The organism is Faecalibacterium sp. AF28-13AC, assembly GCF_003478405.1.
Taxonomy (GTDB): domain Bacteria; phylum Bacillota; class Clostridia; order Oscillospirales; family Ruminococcaceae; genus Faecalibacterium; species Faecalibacterium prausnitzii_E.
In genome coordinates this window covers 157,589-178,547 of the sequence record NZ_QUFG01000008.1, presented here as the reverse complement: position 1 = coordinate 178,547, position 20,959 = coordinate 157,589, and the positions used below count along the sequence as shown (strand labels likewise).

Annotated in this window: 20 protein-coding genes; 16 read left to right on the top strand and 4 right to left on the bottom strand. The window is 59.3% G+C overall.

The window, feature by feature from the left end:
• Window positions 1–264 precede the first annotated feature (264 nt).
• Both DWY95_RS12690 and DWY95_RS12685 read left to right on the top strand, forming a co-directional pair.
• The gene (locus DWY95_RS12690; protein ID WP_118553767.1) at window positions 265–1,236 is read left to right on the top strand and encodes a dihydrodipicolinate synthase family protein; all 972 of its coding nucleotides are present in this window, start codon (window positions 265–267) and stop codon (window positions 1,234–1,236) included.
• Window positions 1,237–1,364: 128 nt separating this feature from the next.
• Window positions 1,365–2,669: an Nramp family divalent metal transporter gene (locus DWY95_RS12685; protein WP_243082752.1), complete on the top strand. Its 1,305-nt coding sequence runs from the start codon at window positions 1,365–1,367 to the stop codon at window positions 2,667–2,669.
• Window positions 2,670–2,824: 155 nt separating this feature from the next.
• Here the strand turns inward: DWY95_RS12685 and DWY95_RS12680 are convergent, their stop codons facing one another.
• On the bottom strand, window positions 2,825–3,478 hold the full coding sequence (locus DWY95_RS12680; protein WP_118553766.1) for an HAD family phosphatase: 654 nt from the start codon (window positions 3,476–3,478) through the stop codon (window positions 2,825–2,827).
• A gap of 455 nt (window positions 3,479–3,933) precedes the next feature.
• Here DWY95_RS12680 and DWY95_RS12675 point away from each other — a divergent pair, with 455 nt between their 5' ends.
• The 5 genes from DWY95_RS12675 (at window position 3,934) to DWY95_RS12655 (ending at window position 9,281) form a co-directional block, all read left to right on the top strand.
• Window positions 3,934–5,013, top strand: a complete 1,080-nt coding sequence (locus DWY95_RS12675) for a branched-chain amino acid aminotransferase (RefSeq protein WP_118553765.1) — start codon at window positions 3,934–3,936, stop codon at window positions 5,011–5,013.
• A 190-nt stretch (window positions 5,014–5,203) separates the two neighbouring features.
• A complete protein-coding gene (locus DWY95_RS12670) occupies window positions 5,204–5,971 on the top strand; it encodes an alpha/beta hydrolase-fold protein (protein ID WP_118553764.1) in 768 nt (255 codons plus the stop codon).
• 32 nt (window positions 5,972–6,003) lie between these two features.
• Complete coding sequence (locus DWY95_RS12665; protein WP_118553763.1) at window positions 6,004–6,756, top strand: alpha/beta hydrolase-fold protein; 753 nt, start codon at window positions 6,004–6,006, stop codon at window positions 6,754–6,756.
• 67 nt (window positions 6,757–6,823) lie between these two features.
• Complete coding sequence (locus tag DWY95_RS12660) at window positions 6,824–8,194, top strand: ATP-grasp domain-containing protein (protein WP_118553762.1); 1,371 nt, start codon at window positions 6,824–6,826, stop codon at window positions 8,192–8,194.
• Between the two features lie 202 nt (window positions 8,195–8,396).
• Window positions 8,397–9,281 (top strand): hypothetical protein, encoded by an 885-nt coding sequence (locus tag DWY95_RS12655; RefSeq protein ID WP_118553761.1) that lies wholly within the window; start codon window positions 8,397–8,399, stop codon window positions 9,279–9,281.
• A gap of 65 nt (window positions 9,282–9,346) precedes the next feature.
• Here DWY95_RS12655 and DWY95_RS12650 read toward each other — a convergent pair whose 3' ends face one another.
• Both DWY95_RS12650 and DWY95_RS12645 read right to left on the bottom strand, forming a co-directional pair.
• Entirely contained in the window at window positions 9,347–9,682 is a 336-nt protein-coding gene (locus DWY95_RS12650; RefSeq protein ID WP_118553760.1) for a type II toxin-antitoxin system RelE/ParE family toxin, read from the bottom strand.
• A gap of 3 nt (window positions 9,683–9,685) precedes the next feature.
• Window positions 9,686–9,985, bottom strand: coding sequence for a type II toxin-antitoxin system RelB/DinJ family antitoxin (locus tag DWY95_RS12645; protein ID WP_097791202.1), 300 nt, complete (start codon window positions 9,983–9,985; stop codon window positions 9,686–9,688).
• A 144-nt stretch (window positions 9,986–10,129) separates the two neighbouring features.
• On the opposite strand from DWY95_RS12645, the gene DWY95_RS12640 reads away from it, so the two are divergent.
• The 9 genes from DWY95_RS12640 (at window position 10,130) to argF (ending at window position 20,530) form a co-directional block, all read left to right on the top strand.
• Window positions 10,130–10,957 (top strand): MYG1 family protein, encoded by an 828-nt coding sequence (locus DWY95_RS12640; RefSeq protein WP_118553759.1) that lies wholly within the window; start codon window positions 10,130–10,132, stop codon window positions 10,955–10,957.
• Between the two features lies 1 nt (window position 10,958).
• Window positions 10,959–11,819 carry a GNAT family N-acetyltransferase gene (locus DWY95_RS12635; RefSeq protein WP_118553758.1) on the top strand — a complete coding sequence of 287 codons (861 nt, stop codon included), beginning with the start codon at window positions 10,959–10,961 and terminating at the stop codon, window positions 11,817–11,819.
• 355 nt (window positions 11,820–12,174) lie between these two features.
• Window positions 12,175–13,410: an argininosuccinate synthase gene (locus tag DWY95_RS12630; protein WP_118553757.1), complete on the top strand. Its 1,236-nt coding sequence runs from the start codon at window positions 12,175–12,177 to the stop codon at window positions 13,408–13,410.
• Window positions 13,411–13,830: 420 nt separating this feature from the next.
• Window positions 13,831–15,231, top strand: a complete 1,401-nt coding sequence (gene argH, locus DWY95_RS12625) for an argininosuccinate lyase (RefSeq protein ID WP_118553756.1) — start codon at window positions 13,831–13,833, stop codon at window positions 15,229–15,231.
• Entirely contained in the window at window positions 15,228–16,169 is a 942-nt protein-coding gene (gene argC / locus DWY95_RS12620; protein ID WP_118553755.1) for an N-acetyl-gamma-glutamyl-phosphate reductase, read from the top strand. Before argH ends, argC begins: the two co-directional genes overlap by 4 nt.
• A gap of 56 nt (window positions 16,170–16,225) precedes the next feature.
• On the top strand, window positions 16,226–17,455 hold the full coding sequence (gene argJ / locus DWY95_RS12615) for a bifunctional glutamate N-acetyltransferase/amino-acid acetyltransferase ArgJ (protein WP_118553754.1): 1,230 nt from the start codon (window positions 16,226–16,228) through the stop codon (window positions 17,453–17,455).
• Window positions 17,456–17,497: 42 nt separating this feature from the next.
• Complete coding sequence (gene argB / locus DWY95_RS12610) at window positions 17,498–18,352, top strand: acetylglutamate kinase (protein WP_118553753.1); 855 nt, start codon at window positions 17,498–17,500, stop codon at window positions 18,350–18,352.
• Window positions 18,353–18,413: 61 nt separating this feature from the next.
• Window positions 18,414–19,619 carry an acetylornithine/succinylornithine family transaminase gene (locus tag DWY95_RS12605; RefSeq protein ID WP_118553752.1) on the top strand — a complete coding sequence of 402 codons (1,206 nt, stop codon included), beginning with the start codon at window positions 18,414–18,416 and terminating at the stop codon, window positions 19,617–19,619.
• The gene (argF, locus tag DWY95_RS12600; protein ID WP_118553751.1) at window positions 19,616–20,530 is read left to right on the top strand and encodes an ornithine carbamoyltransferase; all 915 of its coding nucleotides are present in this window, start codon (window positions 19,616–19,618) and stop codon (window positions 20,528–20,530) included. Before DWY95_RS12605 ends, argF begins: the two co-directional genes overlap by 4 nt.
• Before the next feature lie 193 nt (window positions 20,531–20,723).
• On the opposite strand, the gene DWY95_RS12595 is transcribed toward argF, so the two are convergent.
• A complete protein-coding gene (locus DWY95_RS12595; protein WP_016147249.1) occupies window positions 20,724–20,915 on the bottom strand; it encodes a hypothetical protein in 192 nt (63 codons plus the stop codon).
• Window positions 20,916–20,959 lie beyond the last annotated feature (44 nt).

Genomic DNA, 20,959 nt, shown 5'->3' with positions numbered 1-20,959 from the left:
GGCAAAATGAACAAAATCCGAGCCGGAAAATGCTGAAAATATCAAATTATGCAAGGCGTTGCAGGCAGTATGCAAAACTTTGCAGGGAGGCTGGTTTTTGTTGACGAGGAGCTTGCACCCGTGGTATAACAGAGTCACAGAAAGCAAACGATTGCAGAGAAAAACCCAAAGACATCGGCGCGCGAGATGATCTCCAAAGCAACTTCTGCGATCCAGAACGAAAACCAACACAACATTGATTTTTGATAAAAGGAGATTCTCATTATGGCTAAGGTTAAAACGTTCAAGACCATCTTCCCCGCTGTGTCCGTCCCTCTGAACGACGATTACTCCATCAACGAGCCGGAGTTCCGCGCTTATCTGCGCTGGATCAAGAGCTTCTACGGCAAGGGAATCGAAGGTCTGGTCTGCAACGGCCACACCGGTGAGATCACCGGCCTGACCCGTGCCGAGCGCAAGCGCGTCGTCGAGATCTGCTCTGAGGAGTGCGGCGACGTGATGACCATCATCTCTGGCGTCAACTGCGAGAACACCGCAGAGTCCATCGCCATGGCCAAGGAAGCCAAGGAAGCTGGTGCAGACGGCATCCTGCTGATGCCCCCGCACATGTGGCTGCGCTTCGGCATGAACCCCAACGCTCCCTTCGAGTATGTCAAGGACGTTGCTGAGGGTGCTGACATCGACATCATCATCCACCTGTATCCCGCAACCTCCAAGGCCTTCTACCCGGTCGAGACCCTGATCAAGATGTGCAAGGAGATCGACCACGTCAAGTGCATCAAGATGGGCACCCGCGTCACCTCCATCTACGAGCATGACGTCCGCCTGCTCCGTCAGGAGTGCCCCGATATCAGCCTGATCACCTGCCACGACGAGACCCTGTGCGTCTCCTGGTTCCCCGGCATGGACGGCGCTCTGATCGGCTTCGCAGGCTGTGTGCCTGAGCTGATCTGCCCGGCATGGGATGTCTTCAAGAATCCTGACAAGCACACTCTGAAGGAAGCACAGGATTGGTCTAACCGCATCTACCACATCTCTCAGGCCATCTACGGCGGCGGCCAGCCCTCCGGTGAGGCTCATGCCCGCCTGAAGGAAGCTCTGAAGCAGCGCGGCATCTTCACCAGCGCTCTGATGCGCAAGCCCGTTCTGCCCCTGAACCAGGAGGAGAAGGACTGGGTCGCTCTGGGTCTGGAGCGCAGCCAGCTCCCTGCAGTGGATATGGAGCAGTACAAGTAAGATAACCCCCATTCCCGCAGCAGCGATGTGCGAAGCTGCTGCGGCGGGTCGGATCATACTCCGGGTGCTGCCTGATGACCTCATCAGTGCAGCACCCTCTTTTTTAAGAATAAAAGGAAGAGTTTATCATGAGCGAGAACAATACTGCCATGTCGGCTGAAAAGCCCGCATCGGCTCCTGCCTTTGGCTCAGACGTGAAGCGTCTGCCATTGAAAGACCTGCTCAAGCGCATTGGCCCCGGTCTGATCGCGACAGGCATCGTGATCGGCCCCGGTGCCGTGACAACAGCCTCGATGATCGGCGCAAACTATGGATACGACCTGATGTGGCTGTTCTTCCCCATCATTTTCATGGGCATCACCTTTATGATGGTCACCAACCGTCTGGCCATCGTGACCGGGATGCCGACCATCCACGCCATCCGCAAGTATTACGGCCCGGTGGCTTCCGGCGTCGTGGGCTGCGCCATATTCCTTTCCTGCATGTTCTTCACGATGGGCAACATCTCCGGCACCGGTGCCGGTATGAACCTCATCTTTGGCATCGACTGGAAGATCGGCTCCGCCATCATGATCGCGGTCGTGGTGTACATGTACTTTGCCAAGAACGTCTATTCCAAGGTCGAAAAGATCATTACCCTCTGCATCGTCCTGATGATCGTGGCGTTCTATGCCACGCTGGTGGGTGTCGGTGGCCCGGAACCTCAGGGGCTTGCCAAAGGACTGTTCGGCTTTAAGGTCCCTGAAGGCTCCCTCAGCACGGCACTGGCTTTCATTTCCACCAACGCCGCTGTGACTGCCGGTATCTACGGTACTTACCTTGGCAAAGAGAAAAAGTGGAAGAAAGATGATCTGTTCAACGGCGTTATGCTCACCGATGCCATCACTCACATCGTCAGTGTCTCCCTGATTTCCGGTGCCATCGTGCTGGTGGGTGCCGTCGTGCTGCACCCGCAGGGGCTGAGCATCAAGGCCCCGGCCCAGCTGGCAGAGATGCTGGTACCCATCATGGGCGGCAGTGCCCGCTACATCATGGGTCTGGCCCTGTTGGGCGCAGGCTTCTCTTCCCTGCTGGCCAATACCCAGCGCGGCATGGTGCTGCTGGGTGCCGGTCTTGACAAGGACGTCAGCCTGGAGAGCAAGTTCATTCGCATTGGCTGCCTGGTCTGCCTGGCCTTTGCCATGGTGGTCTGTTACAGCTACGGCGGTTCCCCTACCCAGCTGATCCTGATAGCCAACATCGCCACCTCCGTCGCTACGCCTTTTGGTGGTCTGTTCATGCTGCTGATGATCTGGCGCGATGATCTGAGCGAGGGCTATAAGAAGCCCACCGGTCTGCGCATCTGCATGACCATCAGCTACATCTTCGCCGTCATCATGACCATTTCCGGTCTGTCTACTCAGATCCCCAAGCTCCTCGCACTATTCCACTGAGTTTATCCGGGATACCATACCAGAGAGCTACTCCAAGATACCTTCTTCTTTCTCCGTTGCCTGTGCGGCTTCCCATTTCGGCCTGCACAGGCAGCAAAAAACACCCGCTGTTCCTGCCGCCATGACAGGGCCAACGGGTGTTTTTGCATATCACATTACCAGCGGTTCGCCTTGAGGCCATCGAGCACCTCGAACAGGCTCCGGCACTCGGCGGTGTACAGGCGGCGCATCTCGTCGTCGGCGGGCAGCAGGTCCGGCACCATCACAGTGACAAAGCCCCCGGCGGCTCCGGCGCGGACGCCGTTGTAGCTGTCCTCCAGCACAAGGGCGTGTCCGGGCGCGACGCCCAGCTTCTCCGCCGCCAGAAGGAAGATCTCCGGGTCGGGCTTGGAGCGGGTCACCTGCTGGCCGGAGGCGAGGACGCTGAAATAGGAGCGCATCCCCCAGTTGTCCAGATTACGCTGGATGACGTCCATCCGGCTGGAAGACGCCACGGCCATGGGGATGTGCTGCTCGTCCAGCCAGGCCAGCAGCTCGTCCAGACCTGGCTTTTTGGGCACCGGCTTCTGGAACGCCTTGTCGGCCACCGCGTGCAGGCTGTCCACGATGGCAGCCGCATCACAGTCCTGCCCGTAGAATTGGCGCACAACATTCCGCAGAGTTTCGCCTGCAGTGCCCCGCGCGGCCTCGCTGAGGCCTTTTTTATAAGGAAGCCCCAGTGCCGCCAGAGCCGGTTCCCAGAACGTGGCCCACATCCGCTCGGTGTCGAACATCAGGCCGTCCATATCAAAAATGACGCCGTTTATCATAAGGTATCCTTTCTGTCCGCGTCCCTGCCCTCTCAGGCGCTTTGCGCCAGCTCTCCCGAAGGGAGAGCCATTGGCAGGACGGTTTTGATCGTAGAAAATGAAGAAGGTGGAGCGGCCCGGAAACATCCGGGCTCCGCAAAAGAGGCAGACAAGAGCTGCCAATGGGGACAGGGCCCACGGCTATGGGAGCCGCAGGCGATCTTGCACTCGGCCCGACATGCCAAAGCCTCTCCCTTTGGGAGAGGTGGCATTGCGTGAGCAATGACGGAGAGGGCTGCTCACAAAAATAATATCACAATTTGCGACAACTTACAGCCCCCAAACATGAAAGATTTTTTGATTCCTTGAAAAATGCGTTCATGATATTATAATAGAAAACAACATTTGACATCTGGAAAGCGCGGAGGGAGCCGCGTGTGTCAGCTGTGTGAGATCAGAAAAGAGGGAAAATTATCATGTTGGATATCAAGATCACCCGGACGACCTGTCCGAAAGAGAAGCCGCAGGATGAGACCAAACTCGGCTTCGGCAAGAAGTTCACCGACCACATGTTCGTTATGGACTACACCGAGGGCGAAGGCTGGCACGATGCCCGTATCGTCCCCTATGCTCCGTTCCCGCTGGACCCGGCGACGGTCGTGTTCCACTACGCACAGGAGATCTTTGAGGGCATGAAGGCTTACCGCACCGCAGACGATACCATCCAGCTGTTCCGCCCGGACTGCAATGCAAAGCGGATGCAGGATTCTGCCGACCGTCTGTGCATCCCGAAGATCCCGGTCGAGGATTACATCCAGGCCGTTGAGGCGCTGGTGGATGTGGACCGTGACTGGGTGCCCCATGCAGACGGCGCTTCCCTGTACATCCGCCCCTTCGTGTTTGCAAACGATGTGGGCCTGGGCGTCCATGCTTCCAAGCACTACATCTTCTGCATCATCTGCGCACCGTCGGGCGCTTACTATGCAGAGGGCATCAACCCCGTCCGCATCTATGTCGAAGATGAGTACATCCGTGCCGCTCCCGGCCTGACCGGCTTCACCAAGTGCGGCGGCAACTACGCTGCCTCTATCAAGGCTGGTGAGCTGGCCGAGGAGCAGGGCTATGCCCAGGTGCTGTGGCTGGACGGCGTGGAGAAGAAGTACGTCGAGGAAGTCGGCAGCATGAACATCATGTTCAAGATCGACGGCAAGGTCTACACCGCCGCCACCGTGGGCACCGTTCTGCCCGGCGTCACCCGCCGCAGCTGCATCGAGCTGCTGAAGGACTGGGGCTATGAGGTCATCGAGGGCAAGCTGGCCATCGCTGACATCATGCAGGCTGCACGTGAGGGCAAGCTGGAAGAGGTCTTCGGCACCGGCACCGCCGCAGTCGTCTCCCCGGTCAAGGAGTTGGTCTGGAAGGGCGAGCATGCCTACATCGGCGACGGCAGCATTGGCCCTGTCACCCAGAAGCTGTACGACACCATGACCGGGATGCAGTGGGGCAAGCTGCCCGACACCAAGGGCTGGATCGTTCCGGTGGAGAAGAAGTACTAAGCTGCAAGTTTCTTTCCTTGTTCCGAGTTCTGCAAGCGCCGTCCGGCAGCTCACCGGGCGGCGTTTGCTGTATCAACCGCTCAGGCGCTTTGCAGCGCAATCTGCCCTGTGGTCTTGGTTCAGAATTGCAATTCTGCCGGGATGGTGCTAGACTAAGCATAGAGTAAGAGGATTGAGAGGGACCAGGACCATGATCAAGAAATGGAGCGTCAGCTACCCCGCTGTCAACGGCACCGAGCAGCGCCGTGTTTATGTCTATCTGCCCACCATGTACGAAGCCGACCCGGACCGCCGGTATCCGGTGCTGTACATGTTCGACGGCCAGAATGTCTTTTTTGACGAAGACGCCACCTTCGGCAAGAGCTGGGGGCTGGCAAACTATCTGGACTACACCGACACGCCGCTTATCGTGGCGGCGGTCGAGTGCAACGCCGGGCCGAACAACGAGCGTCTGGTGGAGTATTCGCCCTACCGCTTCGATGATCCGACCTATGGCCACTTTGACGGCAAGGGGGCTGCGACCATGAGCTGGTTCATCCACCGGTTCAAGCCCTTCATCGACCGCAATTTCCGCACCCTGCCCGACCGGGAGCACACCTTCATCGGCGGCAGCTCCATGGGCGGTCTGATGAGCCTGTACGCCCTGCTGAACCACAACGACGTCTTTGGCCGTGCGGCGGCTCTGTCGCCGTCTCTCTGGGTCTCGCCGGAAAAGCTCAGCGGTCTGTTGGGCCGCGCGAAGCTGGAGCCGGGCACCGTGCTCTACATGGACTACGGCTCCCGCGAGATGGGCAACCACGAGGGAATGCGCAAGGACTTTGCCGACATGTGCAGCAAGGTCATGATCCGCGGCATCCACCTGACCGCCCGTCTGGTGCCCGGCGGCACCCACAGCGAAGCCAGCTGGGAAAAGCAGCTGCCGTTCATGATCCATACTCTGATGTACGAACTGGATTGACCCGACGACCCGATTATAAGGAGGGACCCACGATGGAAATGCAGTATTTTAAGGATTACAGCCCCGCGCTCGGCCGCGAGATGGAGTGCAAGGTCTACGGCCACGCCGGCCGGCCGATGCTCTACATCCCCTGCCAGGATGGCCGGTTTTTTGACTTCGAGGACTTCCACATGGCCGATACGCTGGCCCCGTGGATCGAGTCCGGCCAGGTGATGGTCCTCTCCATCGACACCATCGACAAGGAGACCTGGTCCGACACGAACAGCGACCCCTACTGGCGCATCCGCCGCTATGAGCAGTGGATCCGCTATATCGTGGAGGAAGCTGTGCCCAAGATCCGCCACATCGCCCGCGAGCGAAACGGCTGGAACGACGAACCGGGCGTCATCGCCTTTGGATGCAGTCTGGGCGCGACCCATGCCGTCAATCTGTATCTCCGCTTCCCGAACATCTTCTGTGGCTGTCTGGCCCTCAGCGGCATCTACACTGCCCACTACGGCTTCGGCAATTATATGGACGAGCTGGTTTATATGAACTCCCCGGTGGATTATATGGTCAACTTCCCGGAGAACCACCCCTATATGGAGCTGTTCCGGAACCAGAAGGCCGTCATCTGCTGCGGTCAGGGCGACTGGGAGCAGCCGGACACCACCTGGTATCTCAAGCGCATCTTTGAGGCCAAGCACATCCCCATCTGGGTAGACCTGTGGGGCCACGATGTCAACCACGACTGGAACTGGTGGTATCAGCAGGTCGCGTATTATATGCCCTACATTCTGGGCTGAACGGCTCTCGCAGAGGGATGGGTGGAAAGTATAGCGTATCAAAAGAAAGAGGAATCAACAAGACACCATGAGCAATTTTATCTTTATCTCTCCGAACTTCCCGACGAACTACTGGCAGTTCTGCCGGGAGCTGAAAAACAACGGCATGAACGTTCTGGGCATCGGCGACCAGCCGTATGATGAGCTGAAGCCGGAGCTGAAGGCAAGCCTGAACGAGTACTATAAGGTCGGCAGCCTCGAAAATTACGACGAGGTCTACCGCGCCGTGGCGTTCTTCGCCTTCAAGTATGGCCGCATCGACTGGCTGGAATCCAACAACGAATACTGGCTGGAACGCGACGCCGCCCTGCGCACCGATTTCCACATCACCAGCGGCTTCCAGACCGAGGATATGCCCCGCATCAAGTACAAGAGCAAGATGAAGGAGTATTATCAGAAGGCCGGCATCGCCACCGCCCGCTACCACATGGTGGACGATTTCGAGGGATGCAGGAAGTTCATCGACGAGGTGGGCTACCCAGTCGTCGTCAAGCCGGACAACGGCGTCGGTGCGTCCGACACCCACAAGCTCTCCGATGACGAGGAGCTGCGCGCCTTCCTGACCTACAAGAGCGCACACCATGCCGACGTCTCCTACATCATGGAGGAGTTCGTCCGCGCCGAGGTCAACAGCTACGATGCCATCATCGACGGCAGCGGCAACCCCATCTTTGAGGCGGGCAACGTCAGCCCGATGTCCATCATGGACATCGTGAACAACGACGACAACTCCATCTACTACATCATCAAGGATCTGCCCGATGATACCCGCGCCGCAGGCCGTGCCGCCGTCAAGAGCTTCGGCGTCAAGAGCCGCTTCGTCCACTTCGAGTTCTTCCGGATGACGGAAGATCAGACCAGCATGGGCCAGAAGGGCCAGATCGTGGCGCTGGAAGTCAACATGCGCCCCTGCGGCGGCTTCACGCCCGACATGATCAACTTTGCACGTTCCACCAACGTGTACAAGATCTGGGCCGATATGATCGCCTTCGGCGGCACCGATATGCCGGTGGGCGAGCACTATTACTGCCCGTTTGCGGGCCGCCGCGACGGCAAGCACTTCGTGTACAGCCACGAACAGCTGATGCAGAAGTATCAGGCCAACATGCGGATGGTGGACCGCATCCCCGACGCCCTCTCCGGCGCCATGGGCAACCAGATGTACGTCGCCACCTTCTCCACCTTTGAGGAGATGGAGCAGTTCTATGCCGACGTTCTGGCTGTGACCGATGCCGACAACGACACCGTTCAGAAAGAACTGAGCGAGGTGCTGGCCCTCGGCGAGCCTGCCGCCACCACGGCCCTCACCAGAAAGCCGAACCTCTCCCCCGCCGTCAAGCCCACCACGGCCGTGACAAAGACCACGACCAGAGCGGTGACGAAGACGAAAAAACACTGAATCCAAAGGAAAAGGGCCGTCCTGCCGTGCGTTGCAGGGCGGCTCTTTTTGTCAGATTGCTCTAAAAACAGGACGGAAATTTTCCATATCCGATGAACTTTTCAAAAGGCGTTGACAGGAGTTTTGGAAGAGAGTAAGATGAGAAAAAATGGATGGCTTGTTTTGGGGAGCTGTCCATAAAAACAAAATGGAGGAATGAACTATGCGTATGATGAAACGTGTTGCAGTCAGCATTTTGGCGGCGGCAATGGCTCTGTCTCTGATGACTGCCTGCGGTGGCGGTGATGCCCCCAGCGCTCCGGAAACGCCGAGCAATCCGGGCACTTCGCAGGGCGAAGAAAAAAAGGACGACGAAAAGAAAGACCCGCCCGCAGAGAGCAAGCCGGAAGACAAGAAAGACGAAGAAGTGGCGGACGGCTCGACGGTCGAATTGAACAAGAGCCGCACTTATAAGTGGGTGCAGGAATATGGGTCTGCAAAAAAAGTATACATCAAGGTGGAACCGGTAAAACCGGCCTCGCAGGATGTTGTTTGTATGGAATCGGTTACGGATGGGCAAAAGTCGTATACCAAAGTGACTCATAAAAATGGAAAGACAGACGAACAATTTACAGAACTGGTTTCGGGCAAGACCCAGAATGTATATCGCCTGTATTCGAATCAGAAGATCGCGATCATGACTAGTCATACCGTGAACGCAGCGGATTTGAACCAGAATGTGCTCTCGGATTCCTACAACTATACGGTGAAGAAGACCACACATGTCGTCAATGCGGTTCCTTATTACACGGAAGCGTTGACGATGGAAAACAAAACTACGAAGAAGACGGAAACCCAGCTGTTCTGCTATGACAGTACGGGCAGTCTGGTCTATCTGGTTTCTTCTCCGGATACGGCAGACGAAGAGATCATTCGCATTCAGTGCAGTAAGGCAATTCCGGATTCTGCGATCCTGAGCGTTCCGAATGGCTGGAGTGTCTATACGGTTACGTACGGTGCAAGCAATAACGATGTGACTGTAAAAGACCAGAGCGGTCGTGAACTGACAACCGAAGAAGTGACAGCTCTCCTCAATAAACTTGCCTGAACCATCTGATGAAAATAAAGGCCCGAACCGGAAATCTCTGCCCGGTTTGGGCCTTTTTGCGTTTATCACGGCTTCATTTTCAGGTTTCGCAGCTGGTTCAGCTGGTCACGCCGTCCATAGATGACGGCGAGGACCTGGACCCGGTGTGAGTCGGGATCCGGCCAGAAGTAGATCAGAAAATTTCGGCACAGAAGTTTCCGGATGTTTTGTGAATGCCAGGGTTCCTCTTCGACAAGGGGTGCCCGCTGAGGCAGAAGGCTCAGAGAAGCCATAGCCTGTTCCAATGCGGTCAGGAGTGCATCTGCGGTTTCGGGTTCCAGAAGTTCATGTGCGATATGGTGGACGATGGCACGGAGCTGCTGTTCGGCCTGCGGGGTGAGCGCGACAGTATATTCCTCCATGGCTCAGATCTCCGCGCGGAGCCGGGCAAAGGCTTCGTTCAAAGGGGAAGATTCTCCGCGCCTGGCCTGGTCCAGGCCGGTCTGCATCATGGCGTCAAATTCGTCACGGCTCAGAGCATCACGGGTGGGGAGCCGGGTGGCCAGGTCCAGCGAAAATGGGATGCCGTCCCGCAGGATGACCTGACGGTACGCCATATCAATGAAGACCGAAACAGGAATGCCAAGCTGAGAAAGAATGGCTTCGGCCTGCTCCTTGATCTCTGGCTGGATGCGGGCAGTGACATTTGCGGTTTTTGCGGACATAAAGATCGCCTCCTATTGCTTTTATTGTACCACGATGTACTGCAATGCGCAATACGATAGAAGAAAGAGGAAAGCAAGGTTTGTCCCGCTCCGAAGAATGTGCTATACTGTCCTCAAAGACACTGTTGAGAATGAGGTACAGATATGAAAATTCCCGCAAATGGTTTTACACACGCTGGCAAGTTCCATGCAGACGACGTGTTTGCCACCGCGCTGCTGCAGATCGTCCGGCCGGATATCAAAATTACCCGCGGCTTTGTGGTGCCGGATGACTTCGACGGCATCGTGTACGACATCGGCTTCGGCATGTTCGACCACCATCAGGAGCCGCGCGAGACCCGCCCCAACGGCGTCCCCTATGCGGCCTTTGGTCTGCTGTGGCGGGTGCTGGGGCCGGGGCTGGTCGGTGAGCGGCAGGCACGGCTCATTGACGAAAACTTCATCCAGCCGCTGGACCTGAACGACAACACCGGCGAGCAGAACAGCCTGTGCGACGCCATCGGCTTCTTCAACCCGGTATGGGATTCGAAGGAAGATCAGGACACCTGCTTCTTCAAGGCCGTGGCCGTGGCAAAGCAGATCCTGGAACACCAGCTCGACAGCGCCAACGCCGTGAACCGCGCCGACGAGAAAGTCCAGCAGGCCTACAAAAATTCCCGCGACGGCATCGTCGTGCTGCCCTGTTACCTGCCCTGGAAAAACGGTCTGTACCGGACGGATGCGCTGTTCGTGGTCTACCCCAGCCAGCGCGGCGGGTGGAGCGCTCAGTGCGTGACCGACCACAAGACCAAGAAGCCCAAACTGCCCTTCCCGCAGTCCTGGGCGGGCCAGCCGCAGGAGGTCATCGAGCAGAAGAGCGGCATCGAGGGCATCAGCTTCTGCCATGCCAGCCGCTTCCTCATCACGGCCAAGGATAAGGAAACGGCTCTTGCAGCCTGCCGTCAGGTGCTGAAAAACAACGGGAGACTGTAACATGAGCGCAGGAACCGAACAAGAGACCGAAGAGCGGGCCTACGTGTATATGGTGCGGTGCGCGGGCGGTCAGCTCTATACGGGCTGGACGAACGACCCCGGTGCCCGCCTGCACGCCCACAAGACCGGCAGGGGGGCCAAGGCCACACGGGCCATGGGGGCGGAGCGGTTCGCCTATCTGGAACGATGCGCGGACCGGTCGGCGGCGCTGCGCCGGGAAGCGGCCCTGAAAAAGCTGCCGAAAGCGAAAAAGGAAGCCCTCTGCGCCGGGTGGGAGGAGAAGAACCTCCCCCGTCTCTCGGTGGCGTCCCGCGCCGATGCAAAGGACATTCTGGAACTGTACAACTGGTATGTGCTGCACCACACCGCAACGTTTCAGGTCACACCCTCCACGCTGGAAGAATACGAGGACTGGGTGGACAACACCCTGAAGGTGGCCCCGCTGCTGCTGGCGCGGGACGCAGACGGCAGGCTGCTGGGCTATGCCTGCGCCCACCGCTGGCACCCGCGCGAGGCCTACGACTGGTCGGTGGAGAGCACCATCTACTGCGCCCCGGATGCCCGCGGCTGCGGGGTGGGCACCCTGCTCTACCGCGCACTGCTGGAATTGCTGGCCGCCTGCGGCTACTGGAACGTCTATGCACTCGTGGCCGACCCGAACCCCGCCAGCGAGCGCATCCATGCGCAGCTGGGCTTTTCCTGCGTGGGCCGAACTCCGCACACGGCGTATAAATTCGGCTGGCTGGGCCTGTCCACCTGGTGGCTGGCGCTGCGCACCGGCAACGAAAAGCCTGCCCCCGTCCGGATGGTGACGGCAGAGCAGACGCAGGCCGTGCTCTGCAAATACGGAACAACAGAATGAAACGAAACGAAGAGCTCCGGCAATCTGCTGGGGCTCTTCTGCGTTTCGGAAAGCGGTGCTGAAACCTTGGCACCTGCCCGGCTGGATGGATGAAACGGCTTTCAGAATGTGTAAGAATATATACAGCAGAACTGCATAAAATTTGCATAAATAATAAAATATTTGCATAAACATGCAAAGTGCCACAAACGGCACTGGAAAAGGGCAGAAGGTTTGGCGGTTTTCCGCATTGACGGAAAAGCCGCGCCGCGTATAATAAAAAGCGTGATAAGCAACCGAGAGATCGAGCGCACCGGGAGGGACGCCCGGTGCAGGAAAACAAAAGTGTAAGCATGAAAACAAAGGAGCGTTCATCATGAAAAAGGAAAACATCAAAAAAGTCGTTCTGGCCTACTCTGGCGGCCTGGATACCTCGATCATCATTCCCTGGCTGAAGGAAAACTACAACAACTGCGAAGTCATCGCCGTCTCCGGCGACGTGGGCCAGGGCACCGAGCTGGACGGCCTGGAAGAGAAGGCCAAGAAGACCGGCGCTTCCAAGCTGTACGTTCTGGACCTGAAGAAGGACTTCATTGAGAACTACATCTTCCCCACCCTGAAGTTCGGCGCAAAGTATGAGGACTACCTGCTGGGCACCAGCTTCGCACGTCCCTGCATCGCAAAGGCTCTGGCCGACATCGCCATCCAGGAAGGTGCCGACGCCATCTGCCACGGCTGCACCGGCAAGGGCAACGACCAGGTGCGTTTTGAGCTGACCCTGAAAGCCCTCTGCCCCGATATGGCCATCATCGCTCCGTGGCGTGAGTGGGACATCAAGAGCCGTGACGAGGAGATCGACTACGCCGAGGCCCACAACATCCCCCTGAAGATCAACCGCGAGACCAACTACTCCAAGGACAAGAACCTGTGGCACCTGAGCCACGAGGGTCTGGATCTGGAGAACCCCGCCAACGAGCCGCAGTACAACAAGCCCGGCTTCCTGGAGCTGGGCGTCTCCCCGGAGCAGGCTCCCGATACCCCGACCTACCTCACCATCCACTTCGAGAAGGGCATCCCCACCGCCATCGACGGCAAGGAGATGGGCGCTGTGGAACTGGTCGAGTACCTGAACAAGGTCGGCGGCGAGAACGGCATCGGTCTGCTGGATATCGTTGAGAACCGTCTGGTCGGCATGAAGAGCCGCGGCGTGTACGAGACTCCCGGCGGTGCCATCCTGTACAAGGCCATCAATGTGCTGGAGACCATCACCCTCGACAAGGAGAGCGCACACCTCAAGGAGCAGCTGGCGCAGAAGTATGCCGACATCGTCTACAACGGCCAGTGGTTCACCCCGCTGCGCGAGGCTCTGGATGCCTTCGCCAACAGCCTGGCAAAGACCGTGACCGGCGACGTCAAGCTGAAGCTCTACAAGGGCAACATGATCAACGCAGGCGTCACCTCTCCGTACACCCTGTACGATGAGCAGACCGCTTCCTTCGGCGAGGACGAGGATTACAACCAGGCCGATGCAGCAGGATTCATCAACCTGTTCGGCCTGTCCATCAAGGAGCGCGCAAAGCTGTCCAAGAGCTGGCCGAAGATCGAGGACTAAGCGGCTGAACGAAGCCAACTTTTCCCGTTGTGTGTTTTCTACACTTTCACACAGCGGTTCCAAGACCGGCAGAGTTGCCGGCGGCACCGCCGCAGGAGCGTTTTCCCCTGCGGCGGCTTTGCCGTTTTTAGAGCCCTCTCAGTCTCGCTTCGCTCGCCAGCTCCCCCAAAGGGGGAGCCTTTGGCAGACCGGGAATGCCTGAGCAGGCTGAAAAACCGCTGCGGTTCGTAAAATACATCGCTCCGTTCTCAAGGTGAACAGCGCCTCGGCCGGATTTGGACGAAGGAATGTCTTCCCGACATGCCAATGCCTCTCACTTTGGGAGAGGTGGCAGCGCGTGAGCGCTGACGGAGAGGGTAAGCCCGACGGAGAGGTTGTACGAAGGATCGCGTTACAATCGAGATAAAGGGAACAGGAACTATGGCAGAACAACTCTGGAAAGGCCGTTTCTCCAAGGCGGTCGATTCGCGCGTCAATGATTTCAACTCTTCCATCCGCTTTGACCAGCGGATGATCGCACAGGATATGCGGGGCAGCGGCGTACACGCCACGATGCTGGCCAAACAGGGCATCATCTCCGAGCAGGACTGCGAGGACATCCTCAATGGTCTGGCTTCCATCGCCGACGATCTGGCCAGCGGCAAGCTGGAGATCGACCCCAACGCCGAGGACGTTCACACCTTCGTGGAGCAGACCCTGACCGCCCGCATCGGCGACGCCGGCAAGCGCCTGCACACCGGCCGCAGCCGCAACGATCAGGTGGCGCTGGACATCCGCCTGACCCTGCGCGATTACAGCCGGATGCTGCAGGGCCGCATCGTCGAGCTGGTCCGGGTCATCTGCAAGAAGGCAGCGGAGAACACCGCCGCCGTCATGCCCGGCTACACCCACCTGCAGCGCGCCCAGCCCATCACCTTCGGCCACGCGCTGATGGCCTATACCTGGATGCTGCTGCGCGATCTGCAGCGCTTTGAGGATGCCACCGCCCGCATGGACGCACAGTGCCCGCTGGGTTCCGGCGCACTGGCCGGCACCACCTACCCGCTGGACCGCGCCTTCACCGCCGAGAAGCTGGGCTTTGCCGCACCCTGCGCCAACAGCCTGGACGGCGTGTCCGACCGCGATTTCTGCATCGAGCTGGCCGCTGCTATCTCCACCTGCATGATGCACCTGTCCCGCCTGTCGGAGGAGATCATCCTCTGGTGCAGCTGGGAGTTCAAGTTCATCGAGCTGGACGACGCTTTCACCACCGGCTCCTCTATCATGCCGCAGAAGAAGAACCCGGACGTCACCGAACTCATCCGCGGCAAGACCGGCCGCGTCTACGGCGACCTGAACACCCTGCTCGTCATGATGAAGGGCATCCCGCTGGCCTACAACAAGGATATGCAGGAGGATAAGGAGGCCATCTTCGACGCCGTCGATACCCTCGACCTCTGCCTGAAGACCGTCACTCCGATGCTGGATACCATGAAGACCCTGCCCGCCAACATGCGCCGCGCTGCGGCCAAGGGCTTCATCAACGCCACCGACTGCGCCGATTACCTGACCAAAAAGGGAATGCCCTTCCGCGATGCCTACAAGCTGACAGGCTGCATGGTCTCCGACTGCATCAGCAAAGACAAGACCCTCGAAGAGCTGACGCTGGACGAGTTCCGGGGCTACAGCAGCCTGTTTGAGAACGATATCTACGATGCCATCGACCTCATCAAGTGCTGCGAGGGCCGCACCAGCTACGGCGGCCCCTCCGAGGCAAGCGTGAAGAATCAGATCGCACTGGCATCTGCACAGGTGGACGCATGGGAGGCGAACAACGCATGAGCGTGAAGGTTTTTATCGACGGTTCCTCCGGCACCACCGGTCTGCGCATCGCGGACCGTCTGGCGGCCCGGCCTGAGATCGAACTTCTGAGCATCTCCGCCGAGGGCCGCAAGGACGTGAATGAGCGGGCCAGCGTCATCAACTCCGCAGACCTCGCCTTCCTCTGCCTGCCCGATGCGGCTTCCAGAGAGGTCATGCCCCTGATCCGCCCGGACGTCAAGGTGCTGGATACCTCCACGGCCTTCCGCACCGACCCGGCATGGGACTATGGCTTCCCGGAGCTGAAGGGCCAGAAAGAGAAGATCCAGAACTCCTGCCGGGTAGCTGTGCCCGGCTGCTACGCCAGCGGCTTCATCAGCATTGCGCGGCCGCTGGTCGAGCTGGGGCTGGCCCCGGCGGACTATCCGTTCAGCTGCACGGGCATCTCCGGCTACTCCGGCGGCGGCAAAAAGATGATCGCCGAGTACGAGAACCCGGACCGCCCGGCCCACAGCAAGATCGACGCGCCCAAGAGCTACGGCCTCACGCTGGCCCACAAGCACCTGCCGGAAATGCAGAAGATCAGCGGGCTGGCCCACACGCCCGCCTTCGTGCCGGTGGTCTGCGATTACTATTCCGGGATGCAGGTCCTCGTTCCGTTGGACCTGAAGCTGGCGGGCACCACCGCCGGGCAGGTGGCCGAGGGCATCGCCGCCTATTATAAGGATGGCGCGACGGTCTCCGTCCACGCCCTGAACGAGCCACTGCCCGAAAACGGCCTGTACTCCAACGCCCTCTCCGGCAGCGACCGGATGGAGCTGTACCTGACTGTGAACGCAGCAGGCGACCAGATGATGCTCATTTCGCTGTTCGACAACCTGGGCAAAGGCTCGTCCGGTGCGGCCGTGCAGTGCATGAACCTGATGCTGGGTCTGAATGAGACGGAAGGATTAGAGTGAAACCTCTCCGCCATCGCTCACGCGAGGCCGGAAAGGTCGATAGGGGGAAGAACGATATGTCTTACAAGGAAGTATCGGGCGGCATCTGTGCGCCCAGAGGATTTGCAGCGGCCGGTGTCCATTGCGGCATCCGGGCCAACCACAACGAAAAATACGATCTGGCGCTCATCAAAGCGGAAGTCCGCTGCGCGGCCGCTGGTGTCTACACCACCAACAAGGTCTGCGGTGCGCCCATCAAGGTGGACCGTGCCCACCTGAAGGACGGCTATGCACAGGCCATCCTTGTCAACAGCGGCAACGCCAACACCTGCGCCGCCAACGGTGTGGCACTGGCCGAAGAGTGCTGTGCGCTGGTGGGCAAGGCGCTGGACATCCCCGCTGAGGATGTTCTGCCCGCCTCCACCGGCGTCATCGGCCAGCCTATGGTCATTGATCCGTTTGCCCGCGGCATCCCTGCCGCAGCGGCCAAGCTGGCCGCCACCGGGCAGGGCAGCACCGATGCGGCGACTGCCATCATGACCACCGACACCCACAAAAAAGAGTACGCCATCCAGTTCGAGCTGGGCGGCAAGACCTGCACCGTGGGTGCCATCGGCAAGGGCAGCGGTATGATCGCCCCCAATATGGCGACGATGCTGGCCTTCTACACCACCGACGCTGCCGTCTCCCCCGCCCTGCTCGAAAAGGCGCTGAAGACCGTCGTGCCCGGCACCTACAACCAGATGAGCGTGGACCTCGATACTTCGACGAACGACACCCTCATCATCCTGGCATCGGGCCTTGCGGGCAACCCGGAGATCACCGAGGAGAACGCCGATTACGAGGCCTTTGTGGCAGCGCTGACGGCCATTGCCGAGCACATGTGTGCCGAACACGCCGGTGACGGCGAGGGCGCGACCCACCTCATCACCTGCGAAGTCACCCATGCGCCCGATCTGAAGACGGCCCGCGCCGTCTCCCGCAGCGTGGTCTGCTCCAACCTGTTCAAGGCGGCGGTCTTTGGCCGCGATGCCAACTGGGGCCGCATCCTCTGCGCCATCGGCTATACCCCCGGCGACTTTTCCATCGACAAGGTCTGCGTTTGGCTGTCCAGTGCCGCCGGGGAGGTCTACGTTTGCGAGAACGCAGCCTACCACCCCTACAGCGAGGACGAGGCCGCCAAAGTGCTGGCCGAGCACGATGTCCTCGTCAAGGTGGACATGGGCACCGGCGACGCCTGTGCAAAGGCCTGGGGCTGTGACCTGACCTATGATTACGTCAAGATCAACGGCGATTACCGCACCTGAGAAGCGGTTCGAAACAGAGCATCGAGCGGGAAGAGGAAACGTATGAAGAACGAAGAAATGGCCCTCCTGTTTTCGGAGGCGACCCCTTACATCCAGAAGTACCACGGCAAGACCATGGTCATCAAATACGGCGGCAACGCCATGATCAACGAGACGCTGAAGAACGCCGTCATGAACGACCTTGTCACCCTGACGCTGCTGGGCGTGCGGGTGGTACTGGTCCACGGCGGCGGCCCGGCCATCAACGAAATGCTGAAAAAGGTCGGCGTGGAGAGCCATTTTGCCAACGGTCTGCGCGTGACCGACGACGCCACCATGGAGATCGTCCAGCAGGTGCTGGCCGGCAAGGTGAACAAGGACCTCGTGGCAAAGCTGCGCGGCCGCGGCGTCGGCCTGTGCGGCATGGACGGCCAGATGCTCCGCTGCACCGAGCTGGACCCCCAGCTGGGCCATGTGGGCGAGATCATCCATGTGGACCCGACCCTGATCGAAAATCTGCTGAACGGCGGCTACATCCCGGTCATCGCGACGGTCGGCATGGACGACCTCGGCCAGGCGTACAATGTCAACGCCGACACCGCTGCCGCCCAGATCGCCATTGCGCTCAAGGCCGAAAAACTCGTCTCCATGACCGATATCGCGGGCCTGCTGCGGGATAAGGACGACGAATCCACCCTCATCCCCGAAGTGGAGGTCTCCGAGATCGAGGGCTACAAGGCCGCTGGAGTCATCGCAGGCGGCATGATCCCCAAGATCGGCGGCATGGCCGATGCCATCTATCAGGGCGTCCACGAGGCCGTCATCATTGATGGCCGTGTCCCCCACTCCATCCTGCTGGAGCTGTTCTCCGACCGCGGTTCCGGCACCCGCTTCTACCGCCGGAGCCATCAGGAATAAGGGTTGCTTCGCATCCTCATCTGCTTTATAATGAAAGAAAACGGGCTAGGAGGGCAAACTTATGGATTCCGAAAAAGTCATCAAGCGGGACAACGACTATGTCCTGCATACCTACAACCGCAATCCCATTGCGCTGGAAAAGGGCCACGGCCTGTATGCCGAGGGCCCCGAAGGCCAGAAGTATCTGGATTTCACCAGCGGCATCGGTGTCAACAGTCTGGGCTATTGTGATGTGGACTGGGCCGAGGCCGTTTCCGAGCAGGCCCACAAGCTGCAGCACACATCCAACCTCTACTACACGGCCCCCTGCGGCAAGCTGGCCAAAAAGCTGTGCAAGCGCACCGGCATGAGCAAGGTCTTCTTTGGCAACTCCGGTGCCGAGGCCAATGAGGGTGCCATCAAGGCGGCCCGCAAATACAGTTTCGACCACTACGGCAAGGGCCGTGATGTGGTCATCACGCTGGTCAACAGCTTCCATGGCCGCACCATCGCTACCCTGACCGCCACCGGGCAGGAGGTGTTCCACAACTACTTCGGCCCCTTCAACGAGGGCTTCCAGTACGTCCCGGCGGGCGACCTCGAAGCCCTGACCGAGCTGGTGGACCGCCACACCTGTGCCGTGATGCTGGAGCTGGTGCAGGGCGAGGGCGGCGTCGTGGCGCTGGAGCCGGAATACGTGCAGGCCGTCCGCAAGCTCTGCGATGACAGAGACCTGGTCCTCATCGTGGACGAAGTGCAGACCGGCGTGGGCCGCACCGGCACCTTCCTGTGCTGTGAGCACTACAACCTCAAGCCGGATGTCGTCACCCTGGCCAAGGGTCTGGGCGGCGGCCTGCCCATCGGTGCCGTGCTGATGAACGAAAAGGTCGCGGCCGGGATGGGTGCAGGCACCCACGGCTCCACCTTCGGCGGCAACCCGGTGGTCTGCGCCGGTGCCAATGTGGTCGTGGACCGGATGGACAACGGCTTCCTGGCGAACGTCAATGAGCGCGCCGTCCAGCTGCGCACCGGTCTGGCAAAGCTCCCCATGGTCAAGAGCCTGTCCGGCATCGGCCTGATGGTGGGCGTCGAATTTTTCGGCGATGTCCGGGCGGCGGATGTCCTCGCCGCCTGCCGCGAAAAGGGCCTGCTGGTGCTGACGGCCAAGACCCGCCTGCGCCTGCTGCCGCCCCTGACCCTGACGGCACATGATGTCGAGAAGGCACTGGCCATCCTGAACGAAGTGCTGAGCGAGATGGCCCAGAAGTCTCCGGAGGAACAGGCATGAAACATCTGCTGAAACTGAGCGACCTCTCCCCCGAAGAGCTGCACCACATCCTCGATGTGGCCGACCGGCTCAAGGCGGAGCAGAAGGCCGGAGGCACGGCCCCGCTGCTGCACGGCAGGAGCGTAGCGCTGATGTTCTCCAAAAACTCTACCCGCACCCGCACCAGCTTTGAGGTGGGCGTGTACCAGCTGGGGGGCCTTGGCAACTACATGAACGCCGCCACCGAGCTGCAATCCGGCCGGGGCGAGCCGCTCAAGGATACCGCCCGTGTGCTGGGCCGCTACTACGACTGTGTGGTCTGGCGCACCTACCGCCAGTGCGACCTTGAAGAGTTCGCCGAGCTGGCCGGGGTCCCGGTCATCAACGGCCTGACCGACTATGCCCACCCCTGCCAGGTGCTGGCCGACCTGATGACCATCCGGGAGCGCCGCGGCGCACTGGAAGACCAGAAGCTCTGCTTCATCGGCGATGGATGCAGCATGGCGAACAGCCTCATCGTGGGCGGTCTGCTGGCCGGGATGACCGTCAGCTGCGTCTGCCCGCAGGGCTACCGCCCCGCTGCCGATGTGCTGATGTTTGCCCACCAATATGGCCCGAAGTTCCATCTCCTCACCGACCCCGCCGAGGGCGTGAAAGACGCCGATGTGGTCGTGACGGCGGCCTGGAACACCGCCCCCGGCACACCGGAGAGCGAACGCCGCCTGCGCGATTTCGCGGGCTTTCAGGTCACGAGCGGCCTGCTGAGCGGAGCAAAGCCCGACGCGATGCTCCTCCACTGCCTGCCCGCCCACCGCGGCGAGGAGATCTCCACGGCGGTCTTTGAACAGCACGCCGACGAGATCTTCACCGAAGCCGAGAACCGCCTCCACGTCCAGAAAGCCGTTCTGGCCATCCTTCTGGCGAACCAATAAGCGGGGAACGTACAGGCTTTATAAAACAGCCGTTTGAATGGATAAAAAGAAAACCAGAACGGTCAGCTGGCTCAGCTGCGCCGTTCTGGTTTTCTGCTGTTTGTAAGAGCAGGGAGCGTCCTGAGGTTACAACGTTTCAATTCTTAAAAATTCCTGTCCTGCCGGAAACAAGTGCGGCAAACTGGAATTTCACTTACTTAGATAATGGCAATGTCAATTTTCCTGATAATAAAAAATACAGCAGAAGTAAACCAACTATAATTAGAATACCGCCAACCACTTTAATGCCAATTCGATTAACCTTGTTATTTTTTATAATTTTATTTGCAAAAACCAATAGTAGCGCACCAACTACTATAATAAAAACAGATATTAACGGATACATGAGTTTTCTCCTTTCAAATTCCGAGTTGTTGAACTAAGCCGAGT

Coding starts and splice junctions, on each gene's coding strand:
- DWY95_RS12650 (WP_118553760.1), bottom strand. CDS start 9,682: ATGGAGGAATATACTGTCGCGCTCACCCCGCAGGCCGAACAGCAGCTC.
- DWY95_RS12645 (WP_097791202.1), bottom strand. CDS start 9,985: ATGTCCGCAAAAACCGCAAATGTCACTGCCCGCATCCAGCCAGAGATC.
- argJ (WP_118553754.1), top strand. CDS start 16,226: ATGTCTTACAAGGAAGTATCGGGCGGCATCTGTGCGCCCAGAGGATTT.
- DWY95_RS12655 (WP_118553761.1), top strand. CDS start 8,397: ATGCGTATGATGAAACGTGTTGCAGTCAGCATTTTGGCGGCGGCAATG.
- DWY95_RS12605 (WP_118553752.1), top strand. CDS start 18,414: ATGGATTCCGAAAAAGTCATCAAGCGGGACAACGACTATGTCCTGCAT.
- DWY95_RS12665 (WP_118553763.1), top strand. CDS start 6,004: ATGGAAATGCAGTATTTTAAGGATTACAGCCCCGCGCTCGGCCGCGAG.
- argB (WP_118553753.1), top strand. CDS start 17,498: ATGAAGAACGAAGAAATGGCCCTCCTGTTTTCGGAGGCGACCCCTTAC.
- DWY95_RS12595 (WP_016147249.1), bottom strand. CDS start 20,915: ATGTATCCGTTAATATCTGTTTTTATTATAGTAGTTGGTGCGCTACTA.
- DWY95_RS12630 (WP_118553757.1), top strand. CDS start 12,175: ATGAAAAAGGAAAACATCAAAAAAGTCGTTCTGGCCTACTCTGGCGGC.
- argC (WP_118553755.1), top strand. CDS start 15,228: ATGAGCGTGAAGGTTTTTATCGACGGTTCCTCCGGCACCACCGGTCTG.
- DWY95_RS12660 (WP_118553762.1), top strand. CDS start 6,824: ATGAGCAATTTTATCTTTATCTCTCCGAACTTCCCGACGAACTACTGG.
- argF (WP_118553751.1), top strand. CDS start 19,616: ATGAAACATCTGCTGAAACTGAGCGACCTCTCCCCCGAAGAGCTGCAC.
- DWY95_RS12670 (WP_118553764.1), top strand. CDS start 5,204: ATGATCAAGAAATGGAGCGTCAGCTACCCCGCTGTCAACGGCACCGAG.
- DWY95_RS12680 (WP_118553766.1), bottom strand. CDS start 3,478: ATGATAAACGGCGTCATTTTTGATATGGACGGCCTGATGTTCGACACC.
- DWY95_RS12675 (WP_118553765.1), top strand. CDS start 3,934: ATGTTGGATATCAAGATCACCCGGACGACCTGTCCGAAAGAGAAGCCG.
- DWY95_RS12690 (WP_118553767.1), top strand. CDS start 265: ATGGCTAAGGTTAAAACGTTCAAGACCATCTTCCCCGCTGTGTCCGTC.
- argH (WP_118553756.1), top strand. CDS start 13,831: ATGGCAGAACAACTCTGGAAAGGCCGTTTCTCCAAGGCGGTCGATTCG.
- DWY95_RS12635 (WP_118553758.1), top strand. CDS start 10,959: ATGAGCGCAGGAACCGAACAAGAGACCGAAGAGCGGGCCTACGTGTAT.
- DWY95_RS12640 (WP_118553759.1), top strand. CDS start 10,130: ATGAAAATTCCCGCAAATGGTTTTACACACGCTGGCAAGTTCCATGCA.
- DWY95_RS12685 (WP_243082752.1), top strand. CDS start 1,365: ATGAGCGAGAACAATACTGCCATGTCGGCTGAAAAGCCCGCATCGGCT.